Source organism: Streptomyces sp. C1-1 (assembly GCF_050214755.1).
GTDB lineage: Bacteria > Actinomycetota > Actinomycetes > Streptomycetales > Streptomycetaceae > Streptomyces.
Genome location: NZ_CP189826.1, coordinates 8,800,662 through 8,817,502, shown reverse-complemented (window position 1 = coordinate 8,817,502; position 16,841 = coordinate 8,800,662). Strand labels below are relative to the sequence as shown.

Sequence of the window (16,841 nt, the reverse complement as noted above, 5' to 3'; positions counted from 1 at the left end):
TTCAGTGTGCTGACCGTGGGGGGGTCGGTCGCGGTGGACGGGGGCGCGGGTCGGGGTGGCTCAGGTGTGCCCGAGGATGCGCCGCAGCGCGTCGGTGAGCAGTTGTTCGGCGGCCGCGTCGGAGACGGCCGCGGTCCCGTGCCGGAAGCCGACGAAGCCGTCCGGCCTGACGAGCAGCGCTCCCCCGTCGGCCACCTCGCTCAGCCGCGCCCAGTCGCCGTACGGGTCCTCGTACTCCCTGCCCGGGCCGATGACGACCGTGGCGACGCGCGGGTCGCAGCTCTCGGCCGCCCGCACCCAGCTCTCGCCGCCGATGCCGGTGAGCAGCGTGAAGCGGCCGCGGCCGACGGTGTCGAGGGTGGACAGAGTGCGGGTTCCGGAGGTGATCCAGGCGTGCGGGAGTCTGGCACCTGGGCGCGAGCTGGGCTGGTGGTACAGCTCCGGGTCGCGGTCGAAGCCGGGGTCGGGCGTGCCGTCGGGGACGATCGCGGCGGAGTCGTAGCGCTGGTTGAGGTCGACGCCGTGCGCGTTGAACTCGTACACCTTGTGCGCGATCGCCTCGCGCAGTGCGGCCCGCTGCTTGCGCGCCGCCTCGGTGGCGTCCTTGCGGGCGGCGATGTTGGCCCACAGCTGCTCGGGCGTCTGCGGCGAAAGCCCGTCCAGGGCCTCGAAGATGGGGGCGGTCTCGCCGATGGACCGGTTGGCGCGGGTGACGATCTGCCGGCCGATCGGGGCGCGTTCGGCGGTGTAGGTGTCCAGGAGCTTCTCGGAGGCGGTGCCGTCGAGGACGTGCTTGAGCTTCCAGGCCAGGTTGTAGGAGTCCTGGATGGAGGTGTTGGAGCCGAGGCCGTTGGACGGCGGGTGGCGGTGCGTGGCGTCGCCGGCGCAGAAGACACGGCCGTTCGAGTACGACTCGGCGTACATCTCGTTGACCGTCCAGGCCGAGGACGACTTGACGGTCACCGGGATCTCGTCGTCGCCGACCAGCTTGCGGACGATCTCCTCGGCGTACTCCGTGGTCAGGTCGGGGGCCCCGGCGGTGACGTCGTAGCCCCACACGATCATCCACTCGTTCCAGGGCCGCACGCAGCGCACCAGGCCGGCGCCGATGCCGCCGACGGTCGCGCCGGGGGCGAGCACCCAGTACAGGGTGGAGGGACGATGGGCGGTGTACTTGGTGAGGTCGGCGTCGAAGACGATGTTGATGCTGCCGGCCACGCCCATCTGGCCGCCCATCGGCAGGCCCGCGTCCTCGGCGACCCTGCTGCGGCCGCCGTCGGCGCCGATGAGGTACCGGGCGCGGATGGTGTACTCGTCACCGCGCAGCCGGTCCTCGACGGTGACCGTGACGCCGGAGGCGTCCTGGACGAAGGACTTGTAGACGGTGCTGAAGCGCAGCCGCGTGCCGCGCGCCACGGCGGCGTCGATCAGCACGGGCTCCATCAGGTGCTGCGGCATGTCGCACATGCGGGTGGGGCCGGCGAGTTCGTGCGCTGCCTGGACGAGGGGGTCGTTGCCCCAGGACCGGATCCGGCCCAGTTCCTCGCCGGCCAGGCTGGTGCAGAAGGTCGTGTCGCCCATCAGGTGCTGCGGCGTGGCCTTGGCGACCACCTCGTCCTCCACGCCGAGGTCGCGCAGCACCTCCATGGTGCGCTGGTTGGTGATGTGCGCCCGAGGCGTGTCGGCGAGGCCGGAGTAGCGGGTGACGACGATGTTCGGCACGCCGTAGGTGCTCAGGGCGAGCGCGGCGGAGGCGCCGGCGGGGCCGCTGCCGACGATCAGTACGTCGGTTTCGACATCGGGCTCGACGGTGTGCACGGGGAACGCTCCAGGGCATGGGGACAGGCGGCATGGGGACAGGCGCCGACTGTTCAAGATCATGTACGCCGGGCCGGGGTCCCGGGTGTCTCAATTCGAGACAGTGCGCCGAACCGGGCGCCGGTGCGGACAGGGGTCGTTGCGCGTTCAACCGTTCCCGGTAGGGTGAACGGTGCCGTGACCACCGCAGAGCATCCCACCGCCCGCCCCGCGCTCGCCCCGCTGCGCAGGGCCCGCGAGCTGTTCCTGCTGGGGCGGCAACTGCCGGACGGGATACCGGAGGACGTCGTCGCCGCCTGGCGACGGGCCCGCTTCCTGGGTGTACGGCACGACGTGCCAGGCCCGGCCGCCGACGCGCCCATTCCGCTGCGGGCCCCACGGTCCCCGCTGCTGGACGCGGCCCGGCCCGTGCTCGAGCGGATCGCCCCCGTGCTCGGCACCGGGCAGACCTCGCTCATCCTCACCGACGAGCGGCTGCGGGTGCTGTGGACGAGCGGGCGGGGGCCAGGCGAGTGCTGCGCCGACCTCTCGGAGCGGGCCGTCGGCCACAACAGCGCGGCCCTCGCGCTGCACACCCACCGCCGGGCCGAGGTGCACGGCCCCGAGCACTTCCTCGACCTGTGGCAGGACGTCTCCGCGGTCAGCGTGCCGGTGCGGGCACCGGAGACCGGGCAGCCGCTGGGCACGGTGACGGTGGCGACCGGGCTGTGCGGCGACCGTGGTCCGCATCCGGGGGCTCCGCTCGCCGAGGCCGCGGCCGGTGCCGTCGAGACGGAACTCCTCGCGCGCTCACGGGCGGCGGAGCGGGTGCTGCTGGACGCCTATCTGCGCGCCGCCGGAGAACAGGACCGCGCGGTCGTGGGCCTCGACGGCCGCAACAGGTTCGTCAGCCGGGCCGCCGAACGGCTGCTGCCACCGGAGGGGTTGGAGGCTCTGGAGCGGGAGGCGGTCGCGCTGCTGCGGGAGGCGGGCGGGGACGGCCGGCCGCCGGAGCGCGGAAGCGACGCGGTCGGCAGGTCTAGCGGGCGGGGAGGCGAAAGGGTCGAACCGACCGGGCAGAGAAGCGAAAGGGTCGAACCGACCGGGCAGAGAAGCGACACGGACGACGGGTCGAGGAGGCAGGGCCTCGACGCGGCGCCCCCGCCCTCGTACCGCGTGCGGCTGCCGGACGGCACGGGGTGCACCGCGTTCCTCACGCCGGTGACGCATGTGGGCTCGGTCGTCGGTGCCGTCGCCGTGCTGGAGCCGACGCCACCCGCGACACCGGCGCCGGTCGCGCGGACCGAGGTGCGGCTGGCCGGCCGGTCGGTGCCCTGGCGGCACGCGGTCGGCCGCGCGGTGGAACTGGCCCGCTCCCCCGAGCCCGTGCTGCTCGTGGGCGAGCGCGGCACCGGGAAGACCTCGCTGGCCCTGGAGCTGGTTCCCGATGCCCTGGCCGTGGACGCGGCGCAGTGCGAAGCAGGCGACCGGATAAGGGAGTTGGCGGACGGGCGCCCCTTGCTCATCCGGCATGCCGAGCGACTCGCGGCGTCCGACACGGCGGCACTCAACACGCTGCTCGCCTCGCATCCCGGCGTGCCCCTGCTGGTCACCCACACCCCGGGCAGCCCACCGGGTCCGTGTCTGCAGCGGCTCCTCGACAGCCTTTCGGCACGCTCGGTGACACTGCCTGCGCTGCGCGAACGCCCGGAGGACCTCAGGGAGTTGCTCACGGCCCTGACACCGCGCCCGGCCCCCGGACGCCCTCCGCTGACCTGGACGCTGGACGCGCTGCGCGCTCTGGAGCAGTACCCCTGGCCCGGCAATGTCACCGAACTCGCCCATGTCGTACGCGCGTTGGCCGAACACCGCCGCTCCACCGGCCCCATCCGGCGGACCGAACTCCCGGACCCCGTGCGCGAGGGCCCCGCACCGCGCCCGCTCAGCCCGATGGAAATCGCCGAGCGCGCCGCGATCCTCGACGCCCTGCACCTGCACGGCGGCAACAAGGCCCGCACGGCGGCAGCCCTCGGCATCGGCCGAGCCACCCTGTACCGCAAGCTGCGCGGCTACCGCGCCTGAATCCGAACGCCGGGTGGCGTCAGTCCACGGGCCACGTGTGGGCGGGGGCGTTGAGGTGCATGTAGTCCATGTAGGTCGTCGTCATCCGGCGCAGGGCCTCCTCGCGGTCGGGGACGCCCGCCTTCTGCAGGTGGTGCACCATCTCCGCCTGCCACAGGGCGCCGTTGCGGGCGGTGACACAGCGCTGTTCGATGATGCCCAGGAGGGGTTCGCGCCAGGCCGCGTCCAGACCGGCCAGCTCCAGACCCCGGTGGGCCAGTGGCAGCAGGCGGCGCAACACCAGTTCCGTGACCGGGACTTCACCGGTGCCGGGCCAGTACAGGCGGGCGTCGATGCCGTCGCGGGCCGCGGCGTGCAGGTTCTCCTCGGCCACCGCGAACGACATCCGCGTCCACACCGGCCGGTCCTCGTCGACCAGGGCACGCGTCAGGCCGTAGTAGAAGGCGCCGTTGGCGATGATGTCGGCGACCGTGGGGCCGGCGGGCAGTACGCGGTTCTCGATACGCAGGTGCGGACCGCTGTCGGTGACGGCGTAGACGGGGCGGTTCCACCGGTAGATGGTGCCGTTGTGCAGGGTCAGCTCGCCCAGCTCCGGAATGCCGCCGGCGTCGAGCGCCTCCTGCGGGTTCTCGTCGTCGCAGAGCGGCAGGAGCGCCGGGAAGTAGCGCACGTTCTCCTCGAACAGGTCGAAGACGCTGGTGATCCAGCGCTCCCCGAACCACACCCGCGGGCGCACGCCCTGCGCCTTGATCTCCTGCGGGCGGGTGTCGGTGGCCTGCTCGAACAGGGGTACGCGGGTCTCACGCCACAGCTCCTTGCCGAAGAGGAAGGGCGAGTTGGCCGCCAGGGCGATCTGCACGCCCGCGATCGCCTGCGCCGCGTTCCAGTAGTCCGCGAACTCCCTGGGGTCGACCTGGAGATGGAACTGGGTGCTGGTGCAGGCGGCCTCGGGCGTGATGGCGTCGGCGTACATCGACAGGCGCTCCACGCCGTCCACCTTGATGCGCAGGTCCTCGCCCCGCGCCGCGAAGATCTGCTCGTTGAGGAGCTTGTAGCGCGGGTCGCCGGACAGGGCGGCCTCGCCCACGTCCGACTCCCGCAGGGTCGGCAGGATGCCGATCATGATCAGGCGGGCGCCCACGGCACGTGCGCGTTCGTCGGCGTGGTTGAGGGCCTTGCGGATGGCCTCCTCCCAGGCGCCGGGCCCGCCGGTCGTCAGCTCCCGGGGCGGGATGTTGATCTCCAGGTTGAAGCGGCCCAGCTCGCTGGACCAGGCGGGGTCGGCGATGGCGTTGAGCACCTCGGTGTTGCGCATCGCCGGCAGCCCGTCGTCGTCCACCAGGTTGAGCTCGATCTCCAGCCCCACCCGGGGGCGCTCGCTCTCGAAACCCGACTCGCGCAGCATCTGGGCGAGTACGTCGAGGCAGGTGTGCATCTTTTCCCGGTACCGACGGCGGTCCTCCCGCGTGAACACCAGGGCCGGCACGTCACGTCCCATCGGGCCCTCCCGAGTCCCCTCGGCGGATGCCTGCCGTCCCAGAGTCGCACCTCGCGCGGCTCGCGGACAGTCGGAGTCGCGTGTACCGACGAAACGGCGACCCCATGGTCACGGAGCGTGCTCGTCGGCGCTTCCCGGGATCGAGGCGTCCCACGGTTGCCCGGGTGCCCGCTTCCGGCGGACCGGAACGTCCGCGGACGCGGTGGCCGCGAGGATGTGCCGGAACGTGGGGCACTCCATGTGGCTGGGCGCGGGACAGGCGGCGACGTGCCGCAGGGAGTCGCGCAGGACGGCCAGTTCGGCGATCCGCCGGTCCAGTTCCCCGGCCTTGGCCACCAGGGCCTCCCGGTCGATGTGGATCGCCCCGTCCGGTGCGAACACCCGCGCGATCTCGTCGAGCGGGAACCCGGCGGTGCGCGCCAGCGCGATCAGCGCGAGACGCTCCAGGACGGCGGGGTCGTACTGGCGCCGCAGGCCCCGTCGCCCGACCGGCGTGATCAGGCCCTTCTCCTCGTAGTACCGCAGCGTGGAGGCGGGCACCCCGGCGCGCCGGACCACCTCGGCAATGTCCAGCTCTGTCATCCTCTTGACCTCAAGTCGGCTTGAAGTAGCACGGTGTCATCCTGGCCCGATGACGGCAAGCACAGGAGACGGTCATGAACGTGGAGCGCAGCACCGGTGACGAACAGGCGGCCCGTTGGAACGGCGCCGCGGGACAGGCCTGGGTCGAGTCCCAGGCAGTGCTGGACGGGTTGCTCAGGCCCTTCGAGGCACCGCTCCTCGACGCGGTGGAGGCGTCCGCCGGACCGGCGGGCCGGGTGCTGGACGTGGGTTGCGGAACGGGCGGCACGACCCTGGCGGCCGCGCGGCGGCTCGGTCCGGCGGCCCGATGCGTGGGCGTCGACATCTCCGAGCCGATGATCGCCGCCGCCCGGGAGCGCGCCGAGCGTGAGGGCACCGCCGCGTCCTTCGTCCGTGCCGACGCGGCGGACCACGCCTTCGAGCCGGGCACCTTCGACGCCGTGGTGTCCCGCTTCGGCGTCATGTTCTTCGCCGACCCCGTCCGGGCCTTCGCCAATCTGCGGCGGGCGGCGCGCGAGGGGGCCGGGCTGCGGTTCATCGCCTGGCGCGGCCCGGCGGACAATCCGTTCATGACGACGGCCGAGCGCGCCGCGGCGCCGTTCCTGCCCGGCCTTCCGGCCCGCCGACCGGACGAGCCGGGCCAGTTCGCGTTCGCCGACCCCGACCGGGTCCGGAGCATCCTGGCGGAGAGTGGCTGGGCGGGTATCGAAGTCAGGCCGTTCGACGCCGAATGCACCTTCCCTGAGGGGCAGTTGACCGGCTACTTCACGCGGATGGGGCCGGTCGGGCAGGCCCTGCGGGAGGCGGACGAGGCGACCCGGACGAAGGTGGTGGAGACCGTACGCGCCGCCTTCGAACCCTTCGTGCACGGCCCGGAGGTCCGTTTCAGCGCGGGCGCCTGGCTGGTCGACGCCCGCGCCTCCTAGACGCCGGACCGCCGCGGGCTACACGTACTCCGTCGCCGCGTCCAGCAGCCAGTCGGTGAGGTAGCCGGCGAAGGACGAGCGGACCAGCACCCAGAAACCGGCCCGGGCCTCGTCGCGGGAGACCAGGACGACCTGGGTGCGCCCCAGGGCTGTCTGCGCGCAGCGGCCGGGGCCGAAGACACGCGGGTGCAGGTCGAGGGAGCAGCCGTGGGCCAGCAGGTCGCGGGCGCGCGGGCCGGCGACGAGCAGGACGGTGCGCTGGGCGGAGACGTCGGTGACGGACACCGGTTCCTCTCCGGCCGCTTCCCGGATACGGCCCTCCAGGGCGCGCTGGGTGCCGGGCGGGCCGACCAGCAGCCATTCGTCCGGGCCGAGCCACAGCGCGGTCAGCTCGCCGGAGCGCACGACCGTGTCGGGTTCCAGCGGCAGTTGCAGGCCCAGGGCGAGCGCCACGGCGTCCGCCGCGGGGCCCTTGGCGTCGAGGCGCACGTTCACCTGGGCCAGGAAGGGCAGTTCGGCCAGGCGGATGGCGCCCTCGGAGGTGCGCGTCGCGGCCGCCAGACGGCCGGCGGCGTGCGCCAGGGGGCTGCGGGGCGGGGCGGTGAGCGCGGTGTCAGCCATCGCGGCGGGCTCCCTCGGGGTCGTAGAGGACGGGGCTTGCGACGGTCACCGCGACCAGCCGGTCGCCGACGGGCGCGTACAGCCGCTCGCCGATGCGGTCCCGGCCTCCCTTGACCAGGGCCAGGGCGAAGGTCCGGCCCAGGGCGGCGCTGCGGTAGCTGGAGGTGACGTGGCCGAGCATCGGCACCGGCGGGGCGGGCAGCACGCTGTCGGCCACCAGGTGCGTGCCCTCGGGCAGGAAGGCGGCCGGGTCCTCGGGGAGCAGGCCGACCAGGTGCTTGCGGTCGGGGCGGACGGCGTCGGCGCGGGCGTAGGAGCGCTTGCCGAGGAAGTCCGGCTTCTTCTTCGACACCACCCAGCTCATGCCGAGGTCCTGCGGGGTGACCGTGCCGTCGGTGTCCTGGCCGACGATCGGATAGCCCTTCTCGGCGCGCAGGACGTGCATGGTCTCGGTGCCGTACGGGGTGATGCCGTAGGGGGTGCCGGCCTCGTACAGCGCCTCCCACAGGGCGAGGGCATCCCAGGGCGAGACGTTGATCTCGTAGGCGAGTTCACCGGAGAAGCTGATGCGGCAGACGCGCGCCTCGATACCGGCGACGGTCGTCTCCCGCCAGGCCATGAACGGGAAGTCGTCGTTGGCCACGGCCAGTTGAGGGGCCAGCGAGCCGAGGACCGCGCGGGACCTCGGGCCGACCAGGGCGACGGTGGCCCACTGCTCGGTCACGGACGTGCAGTGCACGCGCAGCTCCGGCCACTCCGTCTGCAGCCACTCCTCCATCCAGTCCAGTACGGCCGCCGCGTTGCCCGTCGTCGTGGTGACCAGGAAGCGGTCGGGGGCGAGACGGATGACCGTGCCGTCGTCGAAGACCATGCCGTCCGGGCGGCACATCACGCCGTAGCGGATCATGCCGACCTTCAGGGTGCTCATCATGTTCGTGTAGAGCAGGTCCAGGAAGACGCCGGCGTCCGGGCCCTGTACGTCGATCTTGCCGAGCGTGGAGGCGTCCATGAAGGCGACGCCCTCCCGGGCGGCGGCGCACTCGCGCAGGACCGCGCTCTCCATGTCCTCGCCGTCCCGCGGGTAGTACCAGGGACGTTTCCACTGGCCGACGTTCTCGAACAGGGCGCCGTGTCCCACGTGCCACTCGTGCAGGGCGGTGGTGCGCACCGGGTCGCTCAGCGCGCCGCGGTCGCGGCCGGCGAGGGCGGCGAAGGAGACCGGGGTGTAGGGCGGGCGGAAGGTGGTCGTGCCGAGCGTCGAGACGTCCACGCCGAGCAGTTCGGCGACGACTCCGCTCGCCAGGACGCCGGAGGTCCTGCCCTGGTCGTTGGCGGTGCCGGCCGTGGTGTAGCGCTTGGTGTGCTCCACCGAGCGCAGGCCGGCGCCGGTGGCGCGCGACAGGTCGTCGACGGTGACGTCGCGCTGGAGGTCGACGAAACGGGGGGCGCCCGCACGGCCGGGGACCGTGAACACCCGCATGGGGGGTGTCGCCCGCGGCTGGGCGGGTGGCCGAGGCAGGCGGGGGGTCTCCGGGGTGTACCCCTCGGCCTCGAGCGCCCGGGCGCCGGCCGCCGCGCCCTGCGCGAGGACCCCGGCCAGGTCGAGGACGCCGCTCGCGCTGCCCGCGACCTCGACGGCCTGCCGGCAGGTGTCGGGGACGAAGGTGCCGAGCTCGTCGTCGTAGCGGAGTCTGCCGCCCGCCTGGCTGAACAGGTGCGCCACCGGGTTCCAGCCGCCGGAGACCAGCAGCAGGTCGGCGGCGAACTCCCGCTCTCCCACGGTCTGTCCGTACGGGGCGACGGTCACCGCGGTCAACCGCGCCTCGCCGTCCGTGCCGACGACGGCGTGCCCGGGCAGCACCTCGATGCCGGCCGCGCGGGCACGCTCCGCCCACTCGCCCGGGTCGGTGCGGGTGTCGACGATCGCGCTGATCCCGACGCCGGCCGCGTGCAGGTCCAGCGCCGCCGCGTACGCGCTGTCGTTGGTGGTGAGGACGACCGCGTGACGGCCGGGCAGGACACCGTGCCGGTTGACGTAGGTACGGGCCGAGGCGGCCAGCATCACGCCGGGGCGGTCGTTGTCCGCGAAGGCGAGCGAGCGTTCGTGGGCGCCGGTGGCGAGGACGACACGGCGGGCGCGGATGCGGTGGACGCGTTCGCGGGCGACGTGCGGCGGGGCGGCGGCGCCGAGGTGGTTGGTGCGGCGCTCGACGGCCAGGAGGTGGTTGTCGTCGTAGTAGCCGAAGACCGTGGTGCGGCGCAGGACCTTGACCTCGGGGGCGGCGTCGAGGAGGGCGGTGGTCTCGGCGACCCAGTCGAGGAGTTCACCGGTACCGCGGAGGCTGCCGCCGAGCTCGGGGCCGTCGTCGGCGAGGACGACGCGGGCACCGCTGCGGGCCGCGGCCGCTGCCGCCGCGAGGCCGGCCGGGCCGGCGCCGACGATCAGCAGGTCGCAGTGGTCGTGCACGGCGTCGTAGCGGGCCGGGTCGGGGGTGGTGGCGAGGCGGCCCTGGCCGGAGAGGCTCGTGGCGACCAGGCCGTCGTAGAGCTCCACGGTGGTGGCGGGGAGCATCGGCTCGGGGAAGGGTTCCTCGATCTGGACGACGGCGTTGGGTTCTTCCACGCCGGCGGAGAAGATGCCGCGGGGGCGGCCGAGTTTGATGCTGGTCGCTGCCGCGATGATGCCGTTGGCGAGGAGGGCGGAGGCGAGGGTGTCTCCTTCTACGCCCTGGTATGCAATGCCGTCGAAAGTGAACGTCAAGGTGCGCCTGCCGGTGCGGGCCGGGGGCTCTGCCCCCGGACCCCCGATCGGCCCTGAAGGGGCCTTGTCCTCAAACGCCGGACGGGTTGGATTTGCCGGACGGGGCTGGGAAGCGACCGGGCGGGGCTCGCCCGTTGTGGGGCGCTCCTCGCCCGAGCGGTATACCGCCAGGACCTCGTTCGTCGCGGTGTCGCGTACCGCGTTGAACCAGCGGCGGCAGCCCGTCGAGTGGCTCCAGCGTTCGGCGAAGGGGCCCTTGGGGTTGGCGCGGAAGAAGAGGTACCTGGCCCACTCCTCGTCGGTCAGGGCCGAGGGGTCCTGCGGGTAGGGGACGTGGGCCTGGCCGCCGTAGTGGAACTCGGACTCGTCGCGGGGCCCGCACCAGGGGCAGGAAATGAGCAGCATGGGGTCGGCTCCCAGGGGTCCTAGTGGGCGACCGCGGCCGCGCCGTGCTCGTCGACGAGCGCGCCGGTGGTGAAACGGTCGAGCGAGAAGGGGGCGTTGAGGTGGTGCGGGGTGTCGTGGGCGATGGTGTGGGCGTAGACCCAGCCGACGCCCGGTGTGGCCTTGAAACCGCCGGTGCCCCAGCCGCAGTTGAGGTACAGGTTGTCGACGGGGCTGAGGCCGACGATGGGCGAGGCGTCGGGGGTGACGTCGACGATGCCGCCCCAGGTGCGCAGGACGTGGGCGCGGGCGAAGACGGGGAAGAGTTCCAGGGCCGCGGACATCTGGTCCTCGATGATGTGGAACGCGCCGCGCTGCGTGTAGGAGTTGTAGGCGTCGATGCCCGCGCCCATCACCAGCTCGCCCTTGTGCGCCTGGCTGACGTACACGTGGACGGCGTTCGACATGACCACCGTCGGGTGCACCGGCTCCAGCAGTTCCGACACCAGTGCCTGCAACGGGTGGCTCTGCAGCGGGAGTTCGATGCCCGCCATGGCGGCGAGGACCGAGGTGTGCCCGGCCGAGCACAGCGCGACCTTGCCCGCCGCGATCGGCCCCAGGCTGGTGCGGACTCCCACCACCCGGCCGTCGACCACGTCCAGGCCGGTGACCTCGCAGTTCTGGATGATGTCGATGCCCGCGGCGTCGGCGGACCGGGCGAAGCCCCAGGCCACGTAGTCGTGCTTGGCGATGCCGGCGCGGGGCTGGTAGGTGCCGCCGAGGACCGGGTAGCGCACGTCGGGCGAGATGTTGACGATCGGGCAGACCTCTTGGACCTGCTCGGCGTCCAGCCATTCGGCGTCGACGCCGTTGAGGCGGTTCGCCTCGACGCGGCGCACGCTGTCCCGGACGTCCTGGAGGCTGTGGGCGAGGTTCAGCACCCCGCGCTGGGAGAAGAGAATGGGGTAGTCCAGCTCCTCCTCCAGCCCCTCCCACAGTTTCAGCGCGTGTTCGTAGATGCCCGCGCTCTCGTCCCACAGGTAGTTGGAGCGGATGATCGTGGTGTTGCGGGCCATGTTGCCGCCCGCCAGCCAGCCCTTCTCCAGCACGGCGACGTTGGTGATGCCGTGGTTCTTCGCCAGGTAGTGGGCGGTCGCGAGGCCGTGTCCGCCGCCGCCCACGACGACGACGTCGTACGACCGCTTCGGCTCGGGTGTGCGCCAGAGGAAGTCCGGGTGGTCGGGGAGGTCGGCGCCGGGGGTGCTGGGGCTCATCGGGCGTCTCCTGCGGGTCCGGAAAGGTGCGGGTAGAGCGGGTGCCGGGCGGCCAGCGCCGCCGTGCGGGCGCGCAGGGCGGCGGTGTCCGGCTCCGGCTGGAGGGCGAGGGCGATGACGTCGGCGACCTCGGCGAAGTCGTCCTCGGTGAAGCCGCGGGTGGCCAGGGCCGGGGTGCCGATGCGCAGGCCGGAGGTGACCATGGGCGGGCGCGGGTCGAAGGGGACCGCGTTGCGGTTGACGGTGATGCCGATGTCGTGGAGCAGGTCCTCGGCGCGGCGGCCGTCCAGTTCCGACTCGCGCAGGTCGACCAGGACCAGGTGGACGTCCGTGCCGCCGGTCAGGACCCGCACGCCGGCGGCCGCCGCGTCCGGCCGCGTGAGGCGCTCGGCGAGGATGCGGGCGCCGGCCAGGGTGCGGGCCTGGCGCTCGGCGAACTCGGGTGAGGCGGCGACCTTGAAGGAGACCGCCTTCGCGGCGATGACGTGTTCCAGCGGGCCGCCCTGCATGCCGGGGAACACCGCCGAGTTGATCTTCTTGGCGAGATCGGCCTCGTTGGTGAGGATGACCCCGCCGCGCGGGCCGCCGAGGGTCTTGTGGGTGGTCGTGGTGGTGACGTGGGCGTGCGGCACCGGGTTGGGGTGCAGTCCGGCCGCGACCAGGCCGGCGAAGTGCGCCATGTCGACCATCAGCAGCGCGCCCACCTCGTCGGCGATCCGGCGGAAGGCCGCGAAGTCCAGCTGCCTGGGGTACGCCGACCAGCCCGCGATGATCATCTTGGGCCGGTGTTCCTTGGCGAGGCGCTCGACCTCGTCCAGGTCGACCAGGTTGTCTCTCTCGGAGACGTGGTAGGGCACGACGTTCAGCATCTTGCCGCTGTAGTTGATCCGCATGCCGTGGGTGAGGTGGCCGCCGTGCGCGAGGTCGAGACCCAGGATCGTGTCGCCGGGCTGCAACAGGGCGAAGAAGACGGCCGTGTTGGCCTGGGCGCCGGAATGCGGCTGGACGTTGGCGAACCCGGCGCCGAACAGGGACTTGACCCGCTCGATCGCCAACCGCTCGGTGACGTCGACGTGTTCGCAGCCGCCGTAGTAGCGGCGGCCGGGGTAGCCCTCGGCGTACTTGTTGGTGGCGACCGAGCCCTGGGCCTCCATCACGGCGGTCGGCGCGAAGTTCTCGGAGGCGATCATCTCCAGCGTGGACTGCTGGCGATGCAGCTCGGCGGCGAGGGCCGCGTGGACCTCGGGGTCCAGCTCCGACAGCGGGGTGTTGAGCGCGTTCATACGGCGTTCGCGTTCCTCTCGGCGGCCTCGACGACGTTGGCGAGCAACATCGCGCGGGTCATGGGGCCCACGCCTCCGGGCATCGGCGCGACCCATCCGGCGACCGTGGCGGCCTCCGGGTGCACGTCGCCGACCAGCCCGTGTTCGGTGCGGGTGATACCGACGTCCAGGACGGCCGCGCCGGGGCGCAGCATGTCCTTGGTGATCAGTCCGGGCGACCCGGCGGCCGCGACGACGATGTCCGCCTCGCGGACGTGCCAGGCCAGGCCCTTGGTGCCGGTGTGGCAGAGGGTGACGGTGGCGTTCTCGGAGCGGCGGGTCAGGAGCAGGCCGATGGGGCGTCCGACGGTGATGCCGCGCCCGATCACGCAGACCCGCGCCCCGGCGAGCGGCACCTCGTGGCGGCGCAGCAGTTCGACGATGCCGCGCGGGGTGCAGGGCAGCGGCGCCTCGGTGCCCAGGACGAGCCGGCCGAGGTTGACGGGGTGCAGTCCGTCGGCGTCCTTGGCCGGGTCCATGCGGGCCAGTACGGCGTTCGCGTCCAGGTGGCCGGGGAGCGGGAGTTGGACGATGTAGCCGGTGCAGGCGGGGTCGGCGTTGAGTTCGTCGACGACGTCCTCGACCTGCCGCTGGGTGGCGTCCGCGGGCAGGTCCCGCCGGATGGAGGCGATACCGACCTGCGCGCAGTCCCGGTGCTTCCCGGCGACGTAGGCGCGACTGCCGGGATCGTCACCGACGAGAACCGTGCCGAGACCGGGCGGCGGCCCACCGGCGGCCGTCAACTTGGCCACACGATCGGCCAGTTCACGCCGGATATCGGAGGCGGTGGCCTTGCCGTCAAGCACCTGTGCGGTCACCGACGGTACTCCTTCCAGAAGCCTGAGCTGGAACGCCCCGTCAGGGGCGCGGGGCTGTGTCGATCAGCGGCTCCGCCGCGGGGCGCGACCAGCCACGACGAACCCGCGGCCGAGCAACGACCCACCACGAACTCACCCACGCAGCCGGGACATCGTCGGGTCGAACAACGGCTCCTCGGCGACGACCGCCTCGACGCGCTCGTCGAAGTACCCGATGTGCAGCACCGTTCCCGGCGCGGCCACCTCCGTCGGCAGCCACGCGTAAGCGATCCCCTTGCCGATCGTGTAGCCGTACGCCGCGCTGGTGACGTAACCGACGGCCCGCTCCCCGTCGTACACGGGCTCCTTGCCGAGGACGACCGACCGCGGATCGTCGATGGTGAGGCAGGTCAGCCTGCGCCCCACGTTCTCCTTGCGGAGCGACAGCGCCGCCTTGCCGACGAAGTCCTCCTTGTCGGGCTTGACCGCGAAGCCGACGCCGGCCTCGTAGGGGTCGTGCTCGTAGGTCATGTCGGTGCCGAAGGAGCGGTAACCCTTCTCCAGGCGCAGGCTGTTGAAGGCGCCGCGGCCGGCGATGATGCCGCCGAGGGGCTCGGCCGCGGCCCACAGCGTGTCCCAGAGCTTCTCGCCCAGGTCGGCGGTGGTGTACAGCTCCCAGCCGAGTTCGCCGACGTACGACAGCCGCATGGCGGTCACCGGGACGCTGCCGATGTGGGCGCGCTTGGCTCGGAAGTACTTCAGGCCGTCGTTGGAGAAGTCCTCGTCGGTCAGCGGCTGCAGGACCTTGCGGGCCAGGGGACCCCACAGGCCGATGCAGCAGGTGCCGGGGGTGATGTCGCGGACCTGGACGGTGCCGTCGGCGGGCAGGTGGCGGGTGAACCAGTCGAGGTCGAGGTTGCCGTTGGCGCCGACCTGGAAGAGGTCGCGGGCGAGGCGGGCGACGGTGATGTCGCTGCGGATGCCGCCGTCGTGGTCGAGCAGCAGGGTGTAGGTGACCGAGCCGACGGACTTGGCGACCTTTCCGGTGACCAGGCGCTCCAGGAAGTCGGCGGCGCCGGGGCCGCTGACCTCCAGGCGCTTGAGGGCGGTCATGTCGTACAGGGCGACCGTCTCGCGGGTGACCTGGGCCTCGGCGCCGACGATGGGCGACCAGTACCGCGCGGCCCAGTCGTTGGGGGTGGGGATGGAACGGCCCTCGACCAGGCGGGCGTTGGCCTCGTACCACTGCGGGCGCTCCCAGCCGTTCGCCTCCAGGAAGAACGCCCCGTGCTCCTGCTGGCGGGTGTGGAAGGGGCTCTTGCGGATCGGGCGCGGCTCACCGGACGGCTGGAGGGGGTGGAGGATGTCGTAGACCTCGACGAAGTTCTGGCAGTCGCGGGCCAGGACGTACTCGGGGGTCAGCTGGTGCGGTTCGAAGCGGTTGACGTCGCACTCGTGCAGGTCGAAGGACGAGCAGTGGCCGTCCACCAGCCATTCGGCCATCGCCCGGCCGACGCCCGCGGAGTGCGTGACCCAGACGGCCTCGGCGACCCAGAAGCCCTTGACTTCCGGCGACTCACCCAGGAGCGGGAAGTTGTCGGTGGTGAAGGAGAACAGGCCGTTGATGCCCTCCTCGACCTTGGCCTCCCGGGTCGCGGGGAGCAGGTTCTGCGTCTCGCTCCAGGCGGGCGCGAAGTCCTCCTCGGTGAACTTCAGGACCGAGGGCATCTGGTCGGCCTCGTCGACGGAGAGGATCTCGTCGGCGGTGATGGGCATGGGGCGGTGGCCGTAGTAGCCGATGCCGATGCCGTCGAAGCGGTCGCGGTAGTACAGGTCGGCGTCCTGGTGGCGCAGGATGGGGCGGACGGCCTCCTCGGTCTGGCCGGCGAGGGCGGGGATCGGGCCGGTCCAGGCGAGCTGGTGGGCGAGCGGGGTGAGCGGGAGGTTCATGCCGGCCATGCGGGCGATCTTCGGGCCCCAGATGCCGGCGCAGCACACGACGATGTCGGCTTCCAGGTCTCCCTGGTCGGTGCGGACGCCGGTGACCTCGCCGTCGGCCCGGAGCACGTCGAGGACCTCGTGGCGGGCGAGGAAGGTGACGCCGCGCTCGGTGGCCCGGCGGATCTGGGCCTCGACGGCGAGGACGGCCTTGGCCAGTCCGTCGGTGGGGACGAGGAGGCCCCCGAGGACCTTGTCGCGGTCGACGAGCGGGTGCTTCGCGACGCACTCGTCGGGGGTCAGCAGCCGGGACTCGATGCCCCAGGCGGTGATCCAGCCGTGGCGGCGGCGCAGTTCCGTGAGGCGCTCGGGGGTGGTGGCCACTTCGAGGCCGCCGACCTGCAGGAAGCAGGGCTTGCCGTCGACGTCGAGGGAGCAGAACTTCTCGACGGTGTAGCGGGCCAGTTCGGTCATGGTCTTGGACGAGTTCGTCTGGAAGACCAGGCCGGGGGCGTGCGACGAGGATCCTCCGGTGGCCGGGAGGGGGCCCTGGTCGACCACGGTCACTTCGGTCCAGCCTCGTGCGGAGATCTCGTCCGCGAGAGCCGCTCCCACGACGCCCGCTCCGATGATCACCACTCGGGGTCCCGCCATCGCCGCACCTCCGGAATCAAGAACCGTTCAGTTGCTTTCTGCGCAACGTGATTCAGGTTGCGCAACTCAGCGTGCCTTCCGTGAATGGGGGTGTCAAGGGGTCCGTGACGTCGGAAAACGGCGCGAAACGCGCCCTGAACACGGCAATGCCCGGCGGGCGGTACGCAAGGGTGCGCACCGCCCGCCGGGCGGGTTCGACCGGCCC

The 16,841-nt window shown here is 72.4% G+C and carries 11 protein-coding genes; 2 read left to right on the top strand and 9 right to left on the bottom strand.

Annotated features, from left to right (window positions below):
- Positions 1-60: 60 nt before the first annotated feature.
- Positions 61-1,818 (bottom strand): FAD-dependent oxidoreductase, encoded by a 1,758-nt coding sequence (locus ACQF4J_RS40045; RefSeq protein WP_427168013.1) that lies wholly within the window; start codon positions 1,816-1,818, stop codon positions 61-63.
- Between the two features lie 177 nt (positions 1,819-1,995).
- On the opposite strand from ACQF4J_RS40045, the gene ACQF4J_RS40040 reads away from it, so the two are divergent.
- Positions 1,996-3,879, top strand: a complete 1,884-nt coding sequence (locus ACQF4J_RS40040) for a helix-turn-helix domain-containing protein (protein WP_427168012.1) — start codon at positions 1,996-1,998, stop codon at positions 3,877-3,879.
- Between the two features lie 19 nt (positions 3,880-3,898).
- Here the strand turns inward: ACQF4J_RS40040 and ACQF4J_RS40035 are convergent, their stop codons facing one another.
- Both ACQF4J_RS40035 and ACQF4J_RS40030 read right to left on the bottom strand, forming a co-directional pair.
- Positions 3,899-5,377, bottom strand: coding sequence for a glutamate-cysteine ligase family protein (locus ACQF4J_RS40035; protein WP_351564327.1), 1,479 nt, complete (start codon positions 5,375-5,377; stop codon positions 3,899-3,901).
- 108 nt (positions 5,378-5,485) lie between these two features.
- Positions 5,486-5,959 (bottom strand): helix-turn-helix domain-containing protein, encoded by a 474-nt coding sequence (locus ACQF4J_RS40030; RefSeq protein WP_351564329.1) that lies wholly within the window; start codon positions 5,957-5,959, stop codon positions 5,486-5,488.
- Between the two features lie 74 nt (positions 5,960-6,033).
- On the opposite strand from ACQF4J_RS40030, the gene ACQF4J_RS40025 reads away from it, so the two are divergent.
- Positions 6,034-6,885: a class I SAM-dependent methyltransferase gene (locus ACQF4J_RS40025; RefSeq protein ID WP_351564331.1), complete on the top strand. Its 852-nt coding sequence runs from the start codon at positions 6,034-6,036 to the stop codon at positions 6,883-6,885.
- Positions 6,886-6,903: 18 nt separating this feature from the next.
- On the opposite strand, the gene ACQF4J_RS40020 is transcribed toward ACQF4J_RS40025, so the two are convergent.
- From ACQF4J_RS40020 to ACQF4J_RS39995, 6 genes are all read right to left on the bottom strand, one after another.
- The gene (locus ACQF4J_RS40020; RefSeq protein WP_351564332.1) at positions 6,904-7,506 is read right to left on the bottom strand and encodes a sarcosine oxidase subunit gamma; all 603 of its coding nucleotides are present in this window, start codon (positions 7,504-7,506) and stop codon (positions 6,904-6,906) included.
- A complete protein-coding gene (locus ACQF4J_RS40015; RefSeq protein WP_351805494.1) occupies positions 7,499-10,672 on the bottom strand; it encodes a sarcosine oxidase subunit delta family protein in 3,174 nt (1,057 codons plus the stop codon). Before ACQF4J_RS40015 ends, ACQF4J_RS40020 begins: the two co-directional genes overlap by 8 nt.
- A 20-nt stretch (positions 10,673-10,692) precedes the next feature.
- Positions 10,693-11,925, bottom strand: a complete 1,233-nt coding sequence (locus ACQF4J_RS40010; RefSeq protein WP_351564336.1) for a sarcosine oxidase subunit beta family protein — start codon at positions 11,923-11,925, stop codon at positions 10,693-10,695.
- On the bottom strand, positions 11,922-13,208 hold the full coding sequence (gene glyA, locus ACQF4J_RS40005; RefSeq protein WP_351564338.1) for a serine hydroxymethyltransferase: 1,287 nt from the start codon (positions 13,206-13,208) through the stop codon (positions 11,922-11,924). Before glyA ends, ACQF4J_RS40010 begins: the two co-directional genes overlap by 4 nt.
- Positions 13,205-14,065, bottom strand: a complete 861-nt coding sequence (locus ACQF4J_RS40000; RefSeq protein ID WP_351564340.1) for a bifunctional methylenetetrahydrofolate dehydrogenase/methenyltetrahydrofolate cyclohydrolase — start codon at positions 14,063-14,065, stop codon at positions 13,205-13,207. Before ACQF4J_RS40000 ends, glyA begins: the two co-directional genes overlap by 4 nt.
- Before the next feature lie 132 nt (positions 14,066-14,197).
- The gene (locus ACQF4J_RS39995; RefSeq protein ID WP_427168010.1) at positions 14,198-16,636 is read right to left on the bottom strand and encodes a GcvT family protein; all 2,439 of its coding nucleotides are present in this window, start codon (positions 16,634-16,636) and stop codon (positions 14,198-14,200) included.
- Positions 16,637-16,841 lie beyond the last annotated feature (205 nt).

Excerpts from the sequence above, each read along its gene's own strand:
- ACQF4J_RS40020 (WP_351564332.1), bottom strand. The coding sequence starts at position 7,506 with ATGGCTGACACCGCGCTCACCGCCCCGCCCCGCAGCCCCCTGGCGCAC.
- ACQF4J_RS40035 (WP_351564327.1), bottom strand. The coding sequence starts at position 5,377 with ATGGGACGTGACGTGCCGGCCCTGGTGTTCACGCGGGAGGACCGCCGT.
- ACQF4J_RS39995 (WP_427168010.1), bottom strand. The coding sequence starts at position 16,636 with ATGGCGGGACCCCGAGTGGTGATCATCGGAGCGGGCGTCGTGGGAGCG.
- ACQF4J_RS40025 (WP_351564331.1), top strand. The coding sequence starts at position 6,034 with ATGAACGTGGAGCGCAGCACCGGTGACGAACAGGCGGCCCGTTGGAAC.
- ACQF4J_RS40010 (WP_351564336.1), bottom strand. The coding sequence starts at position 11,925 with ATGAGCCCCAGCACCCCCGGCGCCGACCTCCCCGACCACCCGGACTTC.
- glyA (WP_351564338.1), bottom strand. The coding sequence starts at position 13,208 with ATGAACGCGCTCAACACCCCGCTGTCGGAGCTGGACCCCGAGGTCCAC.
- ACQF4J_RS40015 (WP_351805494.1), bottom strand. The coding sequence starts at position 10,672 with ATGCTGCTCATTTCCTGCCCCTGGTGCGGGCCCCGCGACGAGTCCGAG.
- ACQF4J_RS40030 (WP_351564329.1), bottom strand. The coding sequence starts at position 5,959 with ATGACAGAGCTGGACATTGCCGAGGTGGTCCGGCGCGCCGGGGTGCCC.